The sequence below is a fragment of the Candidatus Synechococcus calcipolaris G9 genome, assembly GCF_029582805.1.
GTDB lineage: Bacteria > Cyanobacteriota > Cyanobacteriia > Thermosynechococcales > Thermosynechococcaceae > Synechococcus_F > Synechococcus_F calcipolaris.
This window is the reverse complement of record NZ_JAKKUT010000002.1, coordinates 852,590-868,068: the sequence shown is the minus strand read 5'-3', so window position 1 is coordinate 868,068 and position 15,479 is coordinate 852,590. Positions and strand designations below refer to the sequence as shown.

The following is a 15,479-nucleotide window of genomic DNA, read 5'->3' as shown; positions in this document are numbered from 1 at the left end:
AACGGATCCTAGCGGGCTATGTTCAGCCTATAACCTTGAGCCAGGATTTCTATAGCAAGTCACCAAATTTTCGATAAGATAAAGCCCATATTCTCTATTTTTATAGGCATCTCCGTGGCAATCCCCTGGCAAAACTGGAAAAAACTAACCGCCATGCCTGTTTTAGTCACAACCCTAGTGGTAACAGGCGTAGTCGCAGGGGTGCGTCAATTTGGCTGGCTGCAACAAAGTGAATTGAGTCTCTATGACCTGTTCCTGCGATCGCGGCCCAGCCTACCGCCCGATGAACGGATCCTAACGGTTTTGGTCACGGAACAGGATATTCAAAAGCAGCAGACCTGGCCCTTGAGTGATCAAACCATTGCGGATCTTCTGCGTCGTTTGAATGAAGCCAGTCCCCGGGCCATCGGCCTCGATATTTATCGGGATCTACCAACGGAGCCGGGCCATCCAGAGCTATCGACGCTCTTTGCCGCTAATCCCCAAATTGTCCCGGTCTGTAAAGCGGCCGGAGAAACCACCGATCAGCCAGAGGTTCCACCCCCACCCATTATTCCCACGGATCGCGTCCCGGAGCAGGTGGGGTTTGCCGACATTCCCATTGATAACGATGGCGTGATTCGCCGTAATCTATTCTTAATTTCCAATAGTAATGCCACCCGTTGCACCACACCCTTTTCCCTTGGGTTTATCCTTTCCCTGATCTACCTGGATCAGGAACCGGATGTCAATGTGGATATTAATGACGATCGCATTATTTTGGGGTCTACCTATTTTCCTGCCCTAAATCCCAACCCTGGGGGCTATGTGGGCTTGGATGCCCGAGGGATGCAGGTGCTATTAAACTATCGCGGAAATACGGATCAACTGAGCAAAACCGTCACCCTCTCCGATGTCCTAGAAGGCAATGTCAGTGAAGATTTAATCCGCGATCGCGTGGTCTTAATTGGTGTCTCTGCCCCCAGTGTCAAAGATATTTTCCTGACACCCTACAGCGGCAGTGATGCCATTGCCCAGCAAATGCCTGGGGTGGTCGTCCATGGGCAAATGGTGAGCCAATTTCTCAGTGCGGCCCTGGATGGTCGCGGCCCCATTTGGTACTGGCCCCTTCCCTTAGTAGTGGTGTGGATTGGGGTTTGGACGGGGTTGGGCAGTAGTCTCGCCTGGTGGATTCGTCAACCTCTGTATTTAGGGGGAGCGGTTTTGGCGGCGATCGCCCTTTTGGTGGCAGGCAGTTGGGGCATATTTGTGGGATCGGCAGGGTGGATTCCGGTGGTCCCCGCCGCCATTGGTTTGGTCCTCAGCAGTGGTAGTATTGTCGCCTACGTCGGTTATGAAGCCCAAAAGGAACAGCAATCCTTCCGGGAAAAAGTAGCAGAACAGGACAAAGCCCTTGCTGTGCTGCGATCGCTCATGGCCGATAATACCGCCGCCCTTAACCAAGCTCTCCAGGAGCCGACGGAAATTACCGGCAAACCCCGTTCTCTCCTGAGTGGTCGCTACAAAATTCAAAAAGTCCTGGGAGCTGGTGGTTTTGGCCGCACCTATTTGGCCAAAGATACCCAACGGCCCGGTCAACCCATTTGCGTCGTCAAACATCTGCGGCCGGGTCGTACCGATGCCCGCTTTATGCAGGTTGCCCGGCGGTTATTTAATACAGAGGCGGAGATTTTAGAAAAACTGGGTCGCCATGATCAGATTCCCTTGCTTCTAGCCTACGTGGAAGAAAACCAAGAATTTTACCTCGTTCAAGAGTTTATTGAAGGTCAATCCCTTACCGCCGAAATTGCCCGCCCCCAACCCGAGACCGTCGTTATTGATTTTCTCCGGGATATTTTAGGTATTCTCAATTTTGTCCATACCAATTACGTGATCCACCGGGACATTAAGCCAGACAATATTATTCGCCGTCAATCGGATCAAAAATTGGTCTTGATTGATTTTGGGGCAGTGAAAGAAATGAAACCCCAGGAAACGGAAAAAACCGATGGCAGTACGGTGGTGATTGGCACGATGGGCTATGCGCCCCCAGAGCAGTTATCGGGTCAACCCTGCCTCAATAGTGATATTTATGCGGTGGGGATGATTGCCATTCAAGCCTTAACGGGGGTCAAGCCGCGGGATATTCCCCGGGATGGAGCCAGTGGGGAATTGGCTTGGGAACAGTATACCCAGGTCAGCCCAGAACTAGCTCGCATTATTAATCGCATGGTGAAATTTAACTTTACAGATCGCTACGAATCGGTGGATCTCCTCCTCCAAGAGCTGCGCCGCCTGCCCAGTTAACCTAGCTGGAACTCTATTCTGCATGGAGCCGTCTTTTTCCCATTAGAAGAAACAGAGAATGTCTACGCCACCGGCGGATCAGAAAACCATTGGGTTGAAATCCATGGCGGCGGGGTGTGAAGGGGGGAGTGATGGGGCGATCGCCATGGAAATTTTTGCGCTTAGGCTCCTTAAGCGTCATTGGATTTTGGCTCTTAAATACTTGTCCAGCCTGGGCAAATCGTTTAGATTATTGGCGATTTAACGCGCCCATGGGCCGCCTGGAAATGGTGGCAGAGGAGGGGGTGCGTCCCCAAGTCCAGTTACTTAGTAACCCAGCTCGCCTCGTGGTGGATTTACCGGGCACATCCTTTGGCCGGCCCCTGACCCAGCGATCCATTGGCAATTTTGTCCGGGAAGTACGGGTGGGGCAGTTCACCCCCCAAGTGACCCGGATTGTGATTGAACTAGGGCCAAACTATACCATGCGTCCCCAGGAGGTAAAGGTGCGGGCCCTGGCCCCCAATCGCTGGTATATTCAACTGCCGAAGTTTTTACCCCTAGAGGGATCCGCCGTAGCCAGGGCGCAGCCGATTCAAATTGCCGTGCCCAATCCTCCTGCCTATCCCCGGGCCCGCGTCGTGATTGCCGTGGATCCGGGCCATGGGGGTCGAGATCCCGGAGCCGTTGGCATTGGTGGCCTGCGGGAAAAGGATGTAGTCCTAGATATTTCCCAGCAACTCTCGCGAATCTTGCAACAGCGGGGTGTACAGGTAGTTTTGACCCGTAATGACGATCGCGAGTTGGATTTAGCCCCACGGGTTTCTCGAGCCGCCCAGGTCAATGCCCGCGCCTTTGTGAGTATCCATGCCAATGCCTTCAGTATGTCCCGACCCGATATTAATGGCTTGGAAACCTACTATTACGCAACGGGTTTACCCCTGGCCCGCGCCATTCATAATAGTATTTTGAGTCGGGTTCAGGTGCGCGATCGCGGGGTTCGCCAAGCCCGTTTTTATGTTCTCCGCCATACCACCATGCCCGCCGTATTAGTGGAAGTGGGTTTTTTGACGGGCCGGGAAGATGCACGAAACCTAGCTCGACCCGAACATCGCCAGGCCCTTGCGGTGGCGATCGCCGATGGTATTGTCCGTTATTTTCGACTTTAACTTTTAGTTTTAGAGTTTTTAGCTTGGGTTTTCTAAACCCTTTGTTTTCTTCGTTGCCTCGCCATTACTTTGCATTTCATCAATATTGAGTAAACTAATGACGACCCCAGTAATGGGAATGGCTAAAAATATGCCCACAAGTCCAGCAATCCTAGCTCCCATTAAGAGTGCTAGAAACATAATCACTGGATTGAGATTAACCGAGTTTTGCATCACCCGTGGCATTAATAAATTTTCCTCCACCTGTTGCAGCAATACACAACTGACAAGCACCTTAAGACTGAGAAAAATACCCTGAGGTAATAAAATAATTGAAACGAGGCTAATGCCCAGGGTGGCTCCAATTCCGGGAATGAGATCAAAAACACCGGCGATCGCCGCTAAAAATAAGGCATAGGGAACATCTAAGAATAATAAAACAATAAAGACAGATACGCCAAAAAATAGAGAAAGAATTAAGCGTCCCCAAAAAAAGACCCAGAAAGTTTCGTTTAACCGCAATGGTAAAATTTTGACGCTGGTGTATGGGAATGGCCTTGAGCATAAATTCCCAAAGTTTTCCGCCATCCAACAGCATGAAAAAAGCAACCACTGCAATGATAATCATATCCAGTAAACTGGCTAATACCCCCTGAAGCGTACTAAAGCCAAACCCAACTCCCGTAATCACCTGATCCCGAATTTGATCCTCAATGCCATTAAAGTTGACATTCAGATTCCAACGGGTCAGTAAGCCTTGCATTGTTTCCACAAACTCAATGGCGGCACTGTAGAAAACCGGTGCTTGGTTGAGGAGTTGCTGCCCTTGGGAAATAATAGCTAAACCCAGAGTACTCAGTAATCCCCCCAGGATTAAAAGGGTAATTGAAAAAACAATGAGGACGGCGGCACTGCGGGGAATATAGTGGGCCAGCCAACGGACAGGATAATGGAGCAAAAAGGCTAAAACAGCGGAGAAAATGAAAATGATAATAACCGCTTCAAAATAAACTAAAACTTGGGTGATCGCCCAGCCCAAGGCAAAGAGTAATAAATAGCGAACTAATCTAGAATTACTCCATTTCTCCCAAAGTGGATGGGAATTGGGTGGCTCACTCATTATGTTTTTGGGTATAAATGTTTTTGGGTATAAATTTAGAGAATTAATGATGCCTGATGGAGCTAATTGGGCCGCAGATAACAGAGTAACTGCCGCAATGACGGTAAATTCATCAGATCGCGATCGCCGGGATGGGTAATTAACAAATGATGACTGAGCAAGAGACTGGTGAAAGTCCAGGTTTGGTAGGTACGGGCCTGTTGACCAATCCACACCCCCGTGGGCCCATCAAAATATTCTGCCCATTGCTGTTCCGGTAATCGCTGGAGTAGGGTTTCGTAGCCATCTTTCAAGAGGCGATGATAGGCATAGCTTTCGGGTACATCCGCTGCATAGTCCTGATGTCGCATCATGGCAATGACTAAAAACCAAAATAAACAGGGCCAATGACCGGAATTATGATAGCACCAGGTTTGATTTTTTGGATCAAAGCCAGTTTTATTCCGCCAGTCTTCGTTATCTAGGGGGGGATGGCAAATCCGTAGGGGCATCTCCGCAAAGAGTTCTTGGTGGTTATGGAGCATGAGTTCAAAAAGAGATTTTTGCTGTTTCCGGGTTAACAGATCAAAAATGGCTCCTAAACAATTCCCCAGGGTAAAAAATCGAAAATCCGGGCGACCGGTACGCACATTGCCAATCAAATAGCCCCCCTGCTCCCCTAGCCAATGTTGCAGCCAATGGGGAATGGTTTCTGTGCGAATATTGTACTCATTGATAATGCTGCTATCGCCGTAGAGATCCGTGGGCCGCCGCCGCAATACTTGGACAATACGGGTATTCAGCCAGTAGTGTTTGAGTAGATACCGCCGTAGTCGAATTGCCCGTTTTAAGGATTGCTGCACCCGCCAATGATCATCGGGAGTTAAGTCGTAGTCATGGCCGGCCAAAATTAAACTGGCCGAACTGATCAGGGCCCCATAGAGCAACACTTGAATTTCTAGGGGCGCGCCCCACACATCCAAGGGACGGTCAATCATAAAGGCCCCATCGGGAACCTGGAGGGTGGGTGCTTCGCGAAAGCCGGGATGTAATAGGAGCCGTAAAAATTGGCGGATCCCGTGCTGCACCGAATCCTGCTTAGCCCAGTCGCGATCGCCGGTGCGCTGGACATAGATTTCGGCCAAAATGAGCCACCACAACGTGGCATCCACCGAGGCAACCCGACCAATGGCCCGTTGACCATAATCGGGGGTGAGGCGATCGGGGCCAACATGGAAACTAGCGGGAAAAATACCCGCCGTATAAATATCCTTGCTCTGGAGGAGTAAACAGGTATCTAAAAAATTACGAGCAATATCCGCCCGGCCATCCAGCAAGAAAAAGAGCGTTGTGGGGACATTATCCCGAATAAATAGCTCTGTGTAGTTTAAGTCTGTTTCTGGAACGACGGTCTGATATCTGCCATCTTTATAGACCCGCGTTTTTTGGGGGATGGCCGCAATGGTGCCAACGGGTTCATGATTAAAATAGACGAGGGCTTTTTCATAGAGAAGGTGGCGGGCCGTGGCGATCGCAGAGGCTTCAAAACTCAAGGACATAGTGACTCGGCAGCGGGGTGGGCAGGCCCATCGACGGAAGGGCTTCAAGATTATATAAGAGCTACATAAAAAATAGCAGCAGCCTTTTATATTATGACCACTGCTATCATTTTTCCAACGAACTGGCTTTAATTAATGCGTGATTAATGAGTCAACGCATTACAAATCGTTACGAATCTCGTTACGAATCCCTAGAGAGCGTTACCACGGGGCAGTACCTCTTCGGGGAAGACTAGGTTTTCATGGGGTTGATCTTGGGGAGCCATCCAGGCACGGATACCATCATTGAGCAAAATGTTCTTGGTGTAGAACGTCTCAAATTCTGGGTCTTCCGCTGCCCGTATCTCCTGGGAGATGAAATCATAGGCGCGCAGGTTCAAGGCTAAACCCACAATGCCAATGGAACTCATCCACAGACCGGTCACAGGCACAAATAACATGAAGAAGTGCAGCCAGCGTTTGTTGGAGAAGGCAATACCGAAAATCTGACTCCAGAACCGGTTCGCCGTCACCATCGAATAGGTTTCTTCCGCTTGGGTTGGGTTAAATGCTCGGAAGGTACTAGAACCTTCTCCATCCTGGAAGAGGGTATTCTCAACCGTGGCACCATGAATGGCACACAGCAAAGCACCGCCCAAGACCCCGGCAACCCCCATCATGTGGAAGGGATTCAAGGTCCAGTTGTGGAAGCCTTGCAAAAAGAGCAGGAACCGGAAAATGGCAGCGACACCAAAACTAGGGGCAAAAAACCAACCGGACTGCCCCAAGGGGTACATCAAAAACACACTGACGAAAACGGCAATGGGTGCGCTGAAGGCAATGGCGTTGTAGGGACGAATGCCCACCAAACGGGCAATTTCAAACTGCCGTAGCATAAAACCAATCAGCCCAAAGGCACCATGGAGCGCCAAAAAAGTCCACAGTCCACCCAATTGACACCAACGGGTGAAGTCCCCCTGGGCTTCGGGGCCCCACAATAGGATCAAAGAATGTCCCATACTGTTTGCTGGGGTTGAGACTGCAACGGTGAGGAAGTTACAGCCTTCGAGATAACTGGAAGCCAGTCCGTGGGTATACCAAGAACTGACGAAGGTGGTGCCGGTCAACCATCCCCCCAGAGCCAAATAGGCGCAGGGAAATAGTAGGATACCCGACCAACCCACGAAGACAAATCTGTCGCGCTTGAGCCAGTCATCGAGGATGTCAAACCACCCCCGCTCTGCTGGTGCGCGTCCGATCGCTATGGTCATATAATAAGCTCCTAAAAGTGCTAGGAAAAATAGCAGATCTAAACCTGACACCCCGAAAAATAAAAAAACAGGGGGGCAAGTTTACGAATCTTCATAACATTCTTAATCTAGCAAACCTACCCTGAAGTTTTCAAAGGGAACATTACATTTTCGTTACATTTTTACTACGTTTCCGTCAAAACATGACAGGAATCATGTATTAAATCATCCATTAAGTCACCCATTGTTGTAGAGACGTAGGTAGTTCCAATAGTTTTCCAATACCGATTTGACATAGCCATAGGTCTCTGGAAAAGGAATGGATTCCACAAAGCGATCGGCACTGGTGTAGCCAAACCGCTTTAACCAATCATCCACATGGCCGGGGCCCGCATTGTATCCGGCCAAGGCTAAGAGGGCATCTTGGTCATAGAGTTTGAGGGTGTGATCTAAATACCAGGTGCCGAGGCGAATACTGTCCTCGGGATCATTCAGGTCATAGGACTCAATTTGGGCCCGATCGGCAATCCACTCCGCGGTTTCCGGCATCACTTGCATTAGGCCAGCAGCTCCGGCAATGGATTGAATATCTTTTTGAAACCTAGATTCCTGGCGGATCAGACCCATCACCAGTAGGGGGTTCAGGTTACGGGAGGTGGCCCATTTTTCTACGGTGTCCCAGTAGGGTAGGGGATAGAGGGCGTACCAATAGCGGGGATCAGTGCGAATGGAATCAAAGAATTGAGCGATGTCTGGCTCCCGTTGCGATCGCTGGCCAAGATTTTCCAGCATAAAAATGCCATCGAGATACTCACCCACTCCCATGCGGATCAGACCATCGCTGAGTTGCTCAGGGCCGGAGGGTTCAACCCGATTGCGAAATTCCCACTGCCATCGTTCCCAGGCGGGTTGGGACTGACCCAGGAGGTAAAGTTCTTGGAGAGTTTCTGAGCCAGCCATTAGGGGGAGTCGCTCAAATCGCTGGGGATCCACCCTGGGCTGAAGTTGACTGATGGTACTAAATTGACCCACAGGTTCTTGGCTCAAACCGGCGGCCCGCCAGGCATAGTAGGAATGGGGATAGGCTTGGCGTAGGTGATTCCAGGCGGGTTTAATTTCACTGCCCTTGCCTGCGGCTTGGGCCCATAACCCATCCCAAAAGGCAGCCCGGGGTGCAAGATCACTGGTGGGATTATGTTTAACCAGTTCCTTGGCCCAATGGCGCGCCTGATCCCAGTTGGCTTGCTTTCCGTAGCGATCGGCCAGCATCCAGCGCAGTTCTGCGGCCCCAGGGGTCTGGCCAAAACGATCCAGGAGTTGCTTTTGGGTCTGGGTGGCTTCTGCGGTCGCTTTCAGGGATTCATAAACTAAAAACCTTTCCTTGAGGGCATCTCCCGTCAGATCAGGGCGGTTGGCCGTATCCGCCGTGGCGATCGCCCGGTCGAGAAGTTGCAGTTTTTCCTGGGGATTTTCATTGATTTGGGCTAAACGCAGCCAGGCCAGGGCAGACTCAGAACTTTGGGGATGGGCCGTGATTAATTTCTGGTAGGCAGAGATCGCCGCCTCTTTCTCTTGGCCCAATTGCAAGCCACGGCCAGCCCGATAGAGATTCAGGGGGCTGGGGGGAGCCTGGCTATAGGCCTGACCGGCACTTTTATAGTTTAGTTTTTCCCAATACCCAAAGGCGATAGCTTCCCAATCCTCTGGAGTAAGTTCATCGGCATAGCTTTTTGTGAGAAGTTCCAGGTAGTTGCCATAATCGGGCAAATGTAACCCATGGCGGGCAATCAATACCAACAAGGGTAATTGATCGGAATTTTCGGCCAGTTGTTGCCGGGCAAACTCGACCACTAGGGGATGTTGGGGAAATCGGGCGATCGCTGCATCGGGATTGTTCAAGGCCAAAAGGGCCACCGCCGCCTCCGGTTGATCGGGGTATCGGCGCAACAGGTCTTCCCAGATAGATCGCGCCTGATTAAAATCATCTAAGCGACGATAGGCCTCTGCCCGCAAGACTAAAATGGGGGCCGTCATCGGCGGATAGGACATTTCCAGGGCCTTGAGCCAGCGAATTGCATCCTCGGGTTGATCCTTGTCGAGGGCATCTACCGCCAATAAATAGTGGGCCCGATCTCGCTCCCGGCCAGGCTCCCCCTGGGCGATTTGCAAGAGTTGATCCTGGCGTTGTTCTGGAGACTGAATCGCTAAATGGTAGAAGGAACTGGGGGCAGACATTGGCGACTGTTGCCATAAATACCAGGCCCCACCACCGGCGATCGCCACCAATACAATCCCCACCCCCACCGACCAACGACGTAAATGGGCAAAGGGGGAATTCTGGGCAACAAGAGACTCTAAACGAGACTTGAGGGGCGTTGTCGGCTTCTTCATAAATTTTTTTGAGAGAGGAGAGAAAGGGCGATCGCCTTATCGAGCAGGCCGGTTGCTAGCCATAGAATCGTCAGTCAACTCACTTAACGTTTATCCTAGCCCTTGACCATGCCCGACAATGGGGCTTCTGCGGCTTAAGCTAACGTTGCTATTGCCAACAATTGCCTTTGCTTGCTGATCACAGACCAGGCTGTGGCAGCTAAATGAAACAGTTGGGGAGAAAGTTGCCACAGGAGTTCTTTTTTCGGTGGCCAGGCATGATTAATCACCTTGATCATTTCAATCCGCATATCACAGGAACTGAGCAAGTTACCCAATAATTGCGGTGTCCAAGTATATAAATGCATATTCACATCATTGGCTTTATATTCTCGGTTGTAGCTTGAACGCCAATCATCCAAGGGCAAAAGAAGAATCATGCGGCTTTGTTGGTCTTTTAACTTTTCCTTAAGGGCCAGGATCGCTTGACGGGGATGGGGGACATGCTCAAGGGCATGACTACTAATCACCTTATCAAAGGCTCCAGAGACCTCCTCAATCGTTGCGTAAACATCGATACCCAGTTCTGCGGCATTTTTGCGGGCATGGGGATTGATTTCCACACCTACTTTTTTATGGGCTTGGAGGGCATTGAGTAAAAAACCACCTCCACAGCCAAAATCTAAAACATCATCTGTTTCTAAGACATAGTTTTGCCAAATATGCTTGTTATAATTTGCCTGGGTCAGCCCATCCTCAGCTTGCCATTGAAAGTAAGCTTGACCCTTGTCGCTTACATAATGGTCAATTCTACCATAACTAGGATTAGTCTCTTTTTGGTGAATTTCAGTCATTGTTTGATTTAGGTAGTTTAATGTAGTACTGAAGGACTAATGTGACATTTGACTCACCATCGTACCATAGTCAGTCTTAATTGAATGTTAAATCGATTTTTATGAAACAACCTCAAATTCTTAAAATCACTCGCAAAGCTGCCAGTCTAAAGGAAAAAAGAACCGTTCAGGACAGCCAAAACACCGCAGCCCAAAATAGTTCAGCAGAGACCCGTTCGCCTGATTCCCTCGGGGTTGCCTCCCCATCATCGGCATCTGAACCAACGAATGTATCTAACAATCACTCCAACAATCAATGGTGGAGCCAACGCTGGATTGATGTTTTAGAATCCTTTGGTTGGCGGCGGCGGATGGAGCGGGCGCGAATCTATGTGCGGGAAGGGCGGGTTTTAAGCTTAGAGTTTCAGGGGGAAAAGGTTCAAGCAACGGTTCAGGGAACGGCCCCTGACCCCTATAACGTAGAACTCTATTTGGATGCCTTCAGTGATGAGGAATGGCAATTTGTGGTTGAAGCCTTAGCGGGACAGGCGTTCTACAGTGCGAAGTTATTGGCGGGTGAAATGCCCATGGCCATTGAGACAGTATTTACCAATGCTGGGCTGAGTCTATTTCCCTTTAGTAAGTTTGATATTCACAGTAATTGTGATTGTCCGGATCCGGTGAACCCCTGTAAGCATATTGGGGCGGTATATTATTTGCTGGGCCGCTATTTTAACCAAGATCCCTTTATCTTATTTCAACTGCGGGGACAGACAAAGGCCGAGATTATGACCCGCCTGCGGCAACTGCGTACTGGCAGCACCGTTGAATCGGAACCCCTAGACGTAGAGTCCACGGACTACCATCCTCCCCATCTGGGCGATCGCTTCTGGAACTACTCCGAAGACTTACCCACAGACTTAGTGGTGATTGCCCCCGCTGCTACGAGTGAAACGGTTTTAACCCTCTTGGATGATATTCCCCATCCAGAACCCCAGGAACAGGCCTTAGTCATGGCTCACCTCAAGGAAATTTATCAAATTGCCAGCCAATCTGCCCTGATGATGGCCATGACGAATCAAGGGTCTCCTAATTCCTAGGCCATGACCATCCCCCCATCCACATTAAAGACTTGCCCGGTGATATAGGCGGCGGCAGGATCGGTTCCTAGGAATTTCACCATGCCCGCCACTTCCTCCGCTTGGCCATAGCGTCCCAGGGGAATGAATTTGAGAATCTCATCGGCCTTGAGGTTGGCGGTCATTTCTGTGGCAATGAATCCGGGAGCCACGGCGTTGACGGTAATCCCCCGACTGGCCAGTTCCTTGGCGACGGTTTTAGTGAAGCCAATCACCCCTGCCTTGGCCGCACTGTAGTTTGCCTGGCCCGGGTTTCCCATTTGACCTGCGACGGAAGCAATATTAATAATCCGCCCCCGGCGTTGTTTAAGCATAAGTTTACTCACTTGACGGGTACAGAGAAACACCCCGGTTAGGTTTAAGTCAATGACGGCCTGCCAATCCTCAAGGCTCATTCGCAATAGCAGCGTATCTTTGGTAATGCCGGCATTATTCACCAAAATATCCACTTGCCCCCATTGTTCCATGACGGTTGTCACCAAGGATTCCACCTGTTCAGCATTGGAAACATCCGCACCAAGGGCGATCGCCGTGCCTCCCTGCTGTTGAATCTCGGCAACAACTTGGCCTGCTGCCTCCTGGGAACGGGCATAATTAACAACAACCTTGGCTCCGGTACTGGCTAAATCCAGGGCGATCGCCCGCCCAATACCCCGAGAAGCTCCTGTAACAATGGCAACCTGTTCACTCACGTTATGAGACTCCCACTAACTTACTAAACTTAAATATTCGATACACCTTCGATCATTGAAGGATTGGATCATTCAATGAATTGTCCAGATCCTCCCAGAGAAGGGGATCACAAAACAAGGTTTTGATGACAAGGTTCTGATCGGTTTGAGGGCGATAGGTTTTGAGACTGATCCCCAGACCGGCTTCCCATAAATGAATGAAAACCTCGAGCTGCTTGGTATAATCAATCAAACTCATCGGCTCTGACGAGGAAAAGACATAAGATGGCAGCTTCAACTTCTCTTTGGCAACGGACAAAACAGATCACCCTCTCCGTTCCTGTCCAGATTACCCTCCTTACGAGCCTGTCTTCCCTCATTCTCTGGACACTTTTCTTCAGTACCTATCCCCCGGTTCATGATGCCCTGCACACAACCCGCCACAATACCATGGGAGTTTCCTGCCACTAGGGTAAAATGCGTTAGGTAACTGCCTTCTGGCTCCATCTAGGACGGCTTAATATGGCTAAATTTTAGGATTGGATAAATACTAGGGTAGGATATGCAAAAATTTCGCTATTTGGGGTTGGCTCTGGTTGCAAGCATCCTCTGGGTTGGCTTGAGTTTAGCTATCCCACCGTCCCTGGGGAATCAATCTAGGGTAGAGTTTCACACCACGCCGAGTTTGAACCAAATTACTCCCAATGGCGAGCCGGTACAGATTAGCCTACAGGCCAAGGATGCTACCGGGCATCCCTTAAATGACGCTGAATTTAATATCCAATTACTCACCCCCCCTAAAACCCCATGGTTATCCTCTGATTTTCCGATTGTTGAGGGAACAACCCTCCTAGAACTGACGACCCAAGCCCCAACGGGAATTGTTACGTTTGCCCAAGTGATGCCGATTCGGGGGAATTATCGTTTGAATGTGGCCCTCATCCCGACTCAACCAGGGGCATGGCAACCCTTTCAGCAGTCCCTCGAATTAGCCGTACCCGAAAACCCAGTCAAGTATCGAAACGGTGGGATTTTAATTGCTATTTTGATCCTTGCCGGTCTAGGGGGAGGATGGTTGATTGGTGGTGATCAAACCCTGGAATCGGGGGAGGTTGTGCCCCAACGGGTACAGTTGCTTCTAAGTGGGGTGATTGTGGTGGCGATCGCCACGTTGCTGTATGTCAATATTAGTGCGGAAGTTGCCTCAGCCCATCCCCATCATGATCACAGTTTTGATGAAGAGTTGATCAATGCCGCCCCAGTGGAGCAATCCAATAACCTCGAATTGCAAATTACTGGAGATCAACTTACCCAGGTGGGACAACTGGCCCAGCAACGGATTCACATTCAAAATCTGACAACGGGGAATCCAGAAGCCAATATGCCCGTGCAGGTGAAAACCATTGATCTGGATCATGGCCGGGAAACCTTTAGCTTTACAGGACTGAGCGATCGCCAAGGGGATGTGACGTGGGGCCAGCAGTTTTTTGATGGCGCACCCCATCGGGTCATAGCAGAAATGAATGGGAATGGGTCAACTCTACAAGTGGGTCAGGATATTGATGTTGAGGCGATCGCCCCGCCCCTATCGGTGCGCTTGATTAGCTTGGCCTATTTGACGGGCATTTTTCTTGTGAGTACCCTAGTGGGTTTGGCCATACATCGTCGGTTTTTAAGACTATCCCTAGGAAGCTAATCCTGCTGTAGGCTACACTGAAAATCTACCTTGCTTTAGTGCCAAGACTGTCAAGGCATCCAGAAGCACTAATCTCGCGAATTCTCAATGCTGCGCCTATCCAATGCTGCCCTTCGTCATATTGCCGATTACTTTAAGGTGCTATCGGAACCGAGTCGCCTGCAAGTGTTGTGTGTGCTGAAGGATGGCTCAAAAAACGTCACGGAAATTATGGCCGCAACGGGATTGGGACAGGCAAATGTCTCGAAACACTTGAAAATCCTAGCGCAGGCAGCCTTAGTCAAGCGTCATCCCCAGGGAGTGACTGTATATTACGAAATTGCCGATCCCATAATTTTTGAGCTATGTGAACTTGCCTGCCGAAGTTTGGAATATCGGTTAAGGCAACAGTCTCAGTACTTAGGACAGTTATCTGATAATTTTATATCCGATGATTTTAGCTAATATCCAGAAGTATTGAAAGTGAGCGGCTGCTTAAAATAAAAGATTAAGCAGGGGCAAGTTAGCCTATTGTCAGGTGAGTCATTGCCGCATAGATTGTTGGCTCAGGGACTTCAGGTAGTAACTCGTATCCCTACTCCCGTTTGCACCAGTGACTACACTCACAGGCAAAATTGATTACCCCAATATCCGACATCCGCCAGCCATCGGCATCATCATCCGGTAGATCAATAGTCTTCCCTTTCTTATCCACTAACCCATTTTTGGCAAAAATCTTCGTTAAATCTGCGTCCATACATCAAGTCCTTGAATCGTACCTAACGTTGCTCATTACCCGTCGCAGACAACCTCTACATCATAACAGAACAACTTTCAGCGGTCGGTGTACATGGGCTTTGTTAAACTGCGCCGTTTACCTGACTTAGAGCTACTTTGGACAGAAAGAATTGATAAAATATCGATATGGAAACCAGAGGTCACAGTTCTATGCTTAAGAACTCCCCAATCATTAGTGCATCCCCTGAGATTATGGGCGGCACTCCAGTATTTACTGGCACTAGGGTTCCTGCTCAAACGCTACTGGACTATCTTAAGGCAGGAGAATCCATAGATGATTTCTTAGATGGATTTCCAACTGTGACCAGAGAGCAGGTCATCGCCCTACTTGAAGAGGCTGGGAAACAGGTTATTGGTACGGCGGCATAGCATGAAGCTCCTGTTGGATGAGTGTATTGATCGCAGGCTTTCAAGAGAATTTCCTGGCTACGAAGTAAAAACAGTTCCGCAAATGGGATGGTCAGGGGTCAAGAATGGAAAACTTCTTGCCCTTGCAGAAGCAGAGTTTGATATTTTCATTACCGTTGATCGGAATCTGTCATTCCAACAAAATTTACCGCAGTTTGATATTGCGGTAATTGTTTTGCAAGCACCATCCAATCGTTTAGCTGATCTCAAACCTCTAGCACATCAAGTTTTAGCTATTTTAGGGATCGTGGCTAAAGGACAAGCTACCGTGGTCAGCATTTAACG

At 49.6% G+C, this 15,479-nt stretch carries 15 protein-coding genes and 1 pseudogene; 9 read left to right on the top strand and 7 right to left on the bottom strand.

Annotated features, from left to right (window positions below):
• Positions 1–114: 114 nt before the first annotated feature.
• From L3556_RS06955 to L3556_RS06945, 3 genes are read left to right on the top strand one after another with little or no spacing between them, the layout of a single operon-like run.
• Positions 115–2,286, top strand: coding sequence for a CHASE2 domain-containing serine/threonine-protein kinase (locus L3556_RS06955; RefSeq protein WP_277866578.1), 2,172 nt, complete (start codon positions 115–117; stop codon positions 2,284–2,286).
• A gap of 58 nt (positions 2,287–2,344) precedes the next feature.
• A complete protein-coding gene (locus L3556_RS06950; RefSeq protein ID WP_277866577.1) occupies positions 2,345–2,530 on the top strand; it encodes a hypothetical protein in 186 nt (61 codons plus the stop codon).
• A gap of 7 nt (positions 2,531–2,537) precedes the next feature.
• A complete protein-coding gene (locus L3556_RS06945; RefSeq protein ID WP_277866576.1) occupies positions 2,538–3,434 on the top strand; it encodes an N-acetylmuramoyl-L-alanine amidase in 897 nt (298 codons plus the stop codon).
• An 18-nt stretch (positions 3,435–3,452) separates the two neighbouring features.
• On the opposite strand, the pseudogene L3556_RS06940 reads toward L3556_RS06945, so the two are convergent.
• The 5 genes and pseudogenes from L3556_RS06940 to L3556_RS06920 all read right to left on the bottom strand — a co-directional run bounded on the left by L3556_RS06940 (position 3,453) and on the right by L3556_RS06920 (position 10,524).
• A pseudogene (locus L3556_RS06940) lies at positions 3,453–4,533 on the bottom strand (AI-2E family transporter).
• A 62-nt stretch (positions 4,534–4,595) separates the two neighbouring features.
• Positions 4,596–6,071, bottom strand: a complete 1,476-nt coding sequence (locus tag L3556_RS06935; protein WP_277866575.1) for a glycoside hydrolase 100 family protein — start codon at positions 6,069–6,071, stop codon at positions 4,596–4,598.
• Between the two features lie 191 nt (positions 6,072–6,262).
• A complete protein-coding gene (psbD, locus tag L3556_RS06930; protein ID WP_277866574.1) occupies positions 6,263–7,321 on the bottom strand; it encodes a photosystem II D2 protein (photosystem q(a) protein) in 1,059 nt (352 codons plus the stop codon).
• Positions 7,322–7,537: 216 nt separating this feature from the next.
• Complete coding sequence (locus L3556_RS06925) at positions 7,538–9,691, bottom strand: lytic transglycosylase domain-containing protein (protein WP_277866573.1); 2,154 nt, start codon at positions 9,689–9,691, stop codon at positions 7,538–7,540.
• A gap of 134 nt (positions 9,692–9,825) precedes the next feature.
• Positions 9,826–10,524, bottom strand: a complete 699-nt coding sequence (locus L3556_RS06920; protein WP_277866572.1) for a class I SAM-dependent methyltransferase — start codon at positions 10,522–10,524, stop codon at positions 9,826–9,828.
• A 101-nt stretch (positions 10,525–10,625) separates the two neighbouring features.
• Between L3556_RS06920 and L3556_RS06915 the strand changes: the two genes are divergently transcribed.
• Positions 10,626–11,603, top strand: coding sequence for an SWIM zinc finger family protein (locus L3556_RS06915; protein ID WP_277866571.1), 978 nt, complete (start codon positions 10,626–10,628; stop codon positions 11,601–11,603).
• Here the strand turns inward: L3556_RS06915 and fabG are convergent.
• Positions 11,600–12,334 (bottom strand): 3-oxoacyl-[acyl-carrier-protein] reductase, encoded by a 735-nt coding sequence (gene fabG, locus L3556_RS06910; RefSeq protein ID WP_277866570.1) that lies wholly within the window; start codon positions 12,332–12,334, stop codon positions 11,600–11,602. The genes L3556_RS06915 and fabG overlap by 4 nt on opposite strands.
• A 264-nt stretch (positions 12,335–12,598) precedes the next feature.
• On the opposite strand from fabG, the gene L3556_RS06905 reads away from it, so the two are divergent.
• The 3 genes from L3556_RS06905 (at position 12,599) to L3556_RS06895 (ending at position 14,453) form a co-directional block, all read left to right on the top strand.
• The gene (locus L3556_RS06905) at positions 12,599–12,784 is read left to right on the top strand and encodes a CbtB domain-containing protein (protein WP_277866569.1); all 186 of its coding nucleotides are present in this window, start codon (positions 12,599–12,601) and stop codon (positions 12,782–12,784) included.
• Positions 12,785–12,875: 91 nt separating this feature from the next.
• Positions 12,876–14,009 (top strand): LamG domain-containing protein, encoded by a 1,134-nt coding sequence (locus L3556_RS06900; protein ID WP_277866568.1) that lies wholly within the window; start codon positions 12,876–12,878, stop codon positions 14,007–14,009.
• Positions 14,010–14,096: 87 nt separating this feature from the next.
• Positions 14,097–14,453 carry an ArsR/SmtB family transcription factor gene (locus L3556_RS06895; protein ID WP_277866567.1) on the top strand — a complete coding sequence of 119 codons (357 nt, stop codon included), beginning with the start codon at positions 14,097–14,099 and terminating at the stop codon, positions 14,451–14,453.
• 130 nt (positions 14,454–14,583) lie between these two features.
• Here the strand turns inward: L3556_RS06895 and L3556_RS06890 are convergent, their stop codons facing one another.
• A complete protein-coding gene (locus L3556_RS06890; RefSeq protein WP_277866566.1) occupies positions 14,584–14,745 on the bottom strand; it encodes a hypothetical protein in 162 nt (53 codons plus the stop codon).
• A 191-nt stretch (positions 14,746–14,936) separates the two neighbouring features.
• Here L3556_RS06890 and L3556_RS06885 point away from each other — a divergent pair, with 191 nt between their 5' ends.
• Positions 14,937–15,155 carry a DUF433 domain-containing protein gene (locus L3556_RS06885; protein WP_277866565.1) on the top strand — a complete coding sequence of 73 codons (219 nt, stop codon included), beginning with the start codon at positions 14,937–14,939 and terminating at the stop codon, positions 15,153–15,155.
• Position 15,156: 1 nt separating this feature from the next.
• Positions 15,157–15,477 (top strand): DUF5615 family PIN-like protein, encoded by a 321-nt coding sequence (locus L3556_RS06880; protein WP_277866564.1) that lies wholly within the window; start codon positions 15,157–15,159, stop codon positions 15,475–15,477.
• The last annotated feature ends 2 nt before the right edge of the window (positions 15,478–15,479 follow it).

Coding starts and splice junctions, on each gene's coding strand:
- L3556_RS06950 (WP_277866577.1), top strand. CDS start 2,345: ATGTCTACGCCACCGGCGGATCAGAAAACCATTGGGTTGAAATCCATG.
- L3556_RS06945 (WP_277866576.1), top strand. CDS start 2,538: ATGGGCCGCCTGGAAATGGTGGCAGAGGAGGGGGTGCGTCCCCAAGTC.
- L3556_RS06935 (WP_277866575.1), bottom strand. CDS start 6,071: ATGTCCTTGAGTTTTGAAGCCTCTGCGATCGCCACGGCCCGCCACCTT.
- psbD (WP_277866574.1), bottom strand. CDS start 7,321: ATGACCATAGCGATCGGACGCGCACCAGCAGAGCGGGGGTGGTTTGAC.
- L3556_RS06925 (WP_277866573.1), bottom strand. CDS start 9,691: ATGAAGAAGCCGACAACGCCCCTCAAGTCTCGTTTAGAGTCTCTTGTT.
- L3556_RS06920 (WP_277866572.1), bottom strand. CDS start 10,524: ATGACTGAAATTCACCAAAAAGAGACTAATCCTAGTTATGGTAGAATT.
- L3556_RS06915 (WP_277866571.1), top strand. CDS start 10,626: ATGAAACAACCTCAAATTCTTAAAATCACTCGCAAAGCTGCCAGTCTA.
- L3556_RS06905 (WP_277866569.1), top strand. CDS start 12,599: ATGGCAGCTTCAACTTCTCTTTGGCAACGGACAAAACAGATCACCCTC.
- L3556_RS06900 (WP_277866568.1), top strand. CDS start 12,876: ATGCAAAAATTTCGCTATTTGGGGTTGGCTCTGGTTGCAAGCATCCTC.
- L3556_RS06895 (WP_277866567.1), top strand. CDS start 14,097: ATGCTGCGCCTATCCAATGCTGCCCTTCGTCATATTGCCGATTACTTT.
- L3556_RS06890 (WP_277866566.1), bottom strand. CDS start 14,745: ATGGACGCAGATTTAACGAAGATTTTTGCCAAAAATGGGTTAGTGGAT.
- L3556_RS06885 (WP_277866565.1), top strand. CDS start 14,937: ATGCTTAAGAACTCCCCAATCATTAGTGCATCCCCTGAGATTATGGGC.
- L3556_RS06880 (WP_277866564.1), top strand. CDS start 15,157: ATGAAGCTCCTGTTGGATGAGTGTATTGATCGCAGGCTTTCAAGAGAA.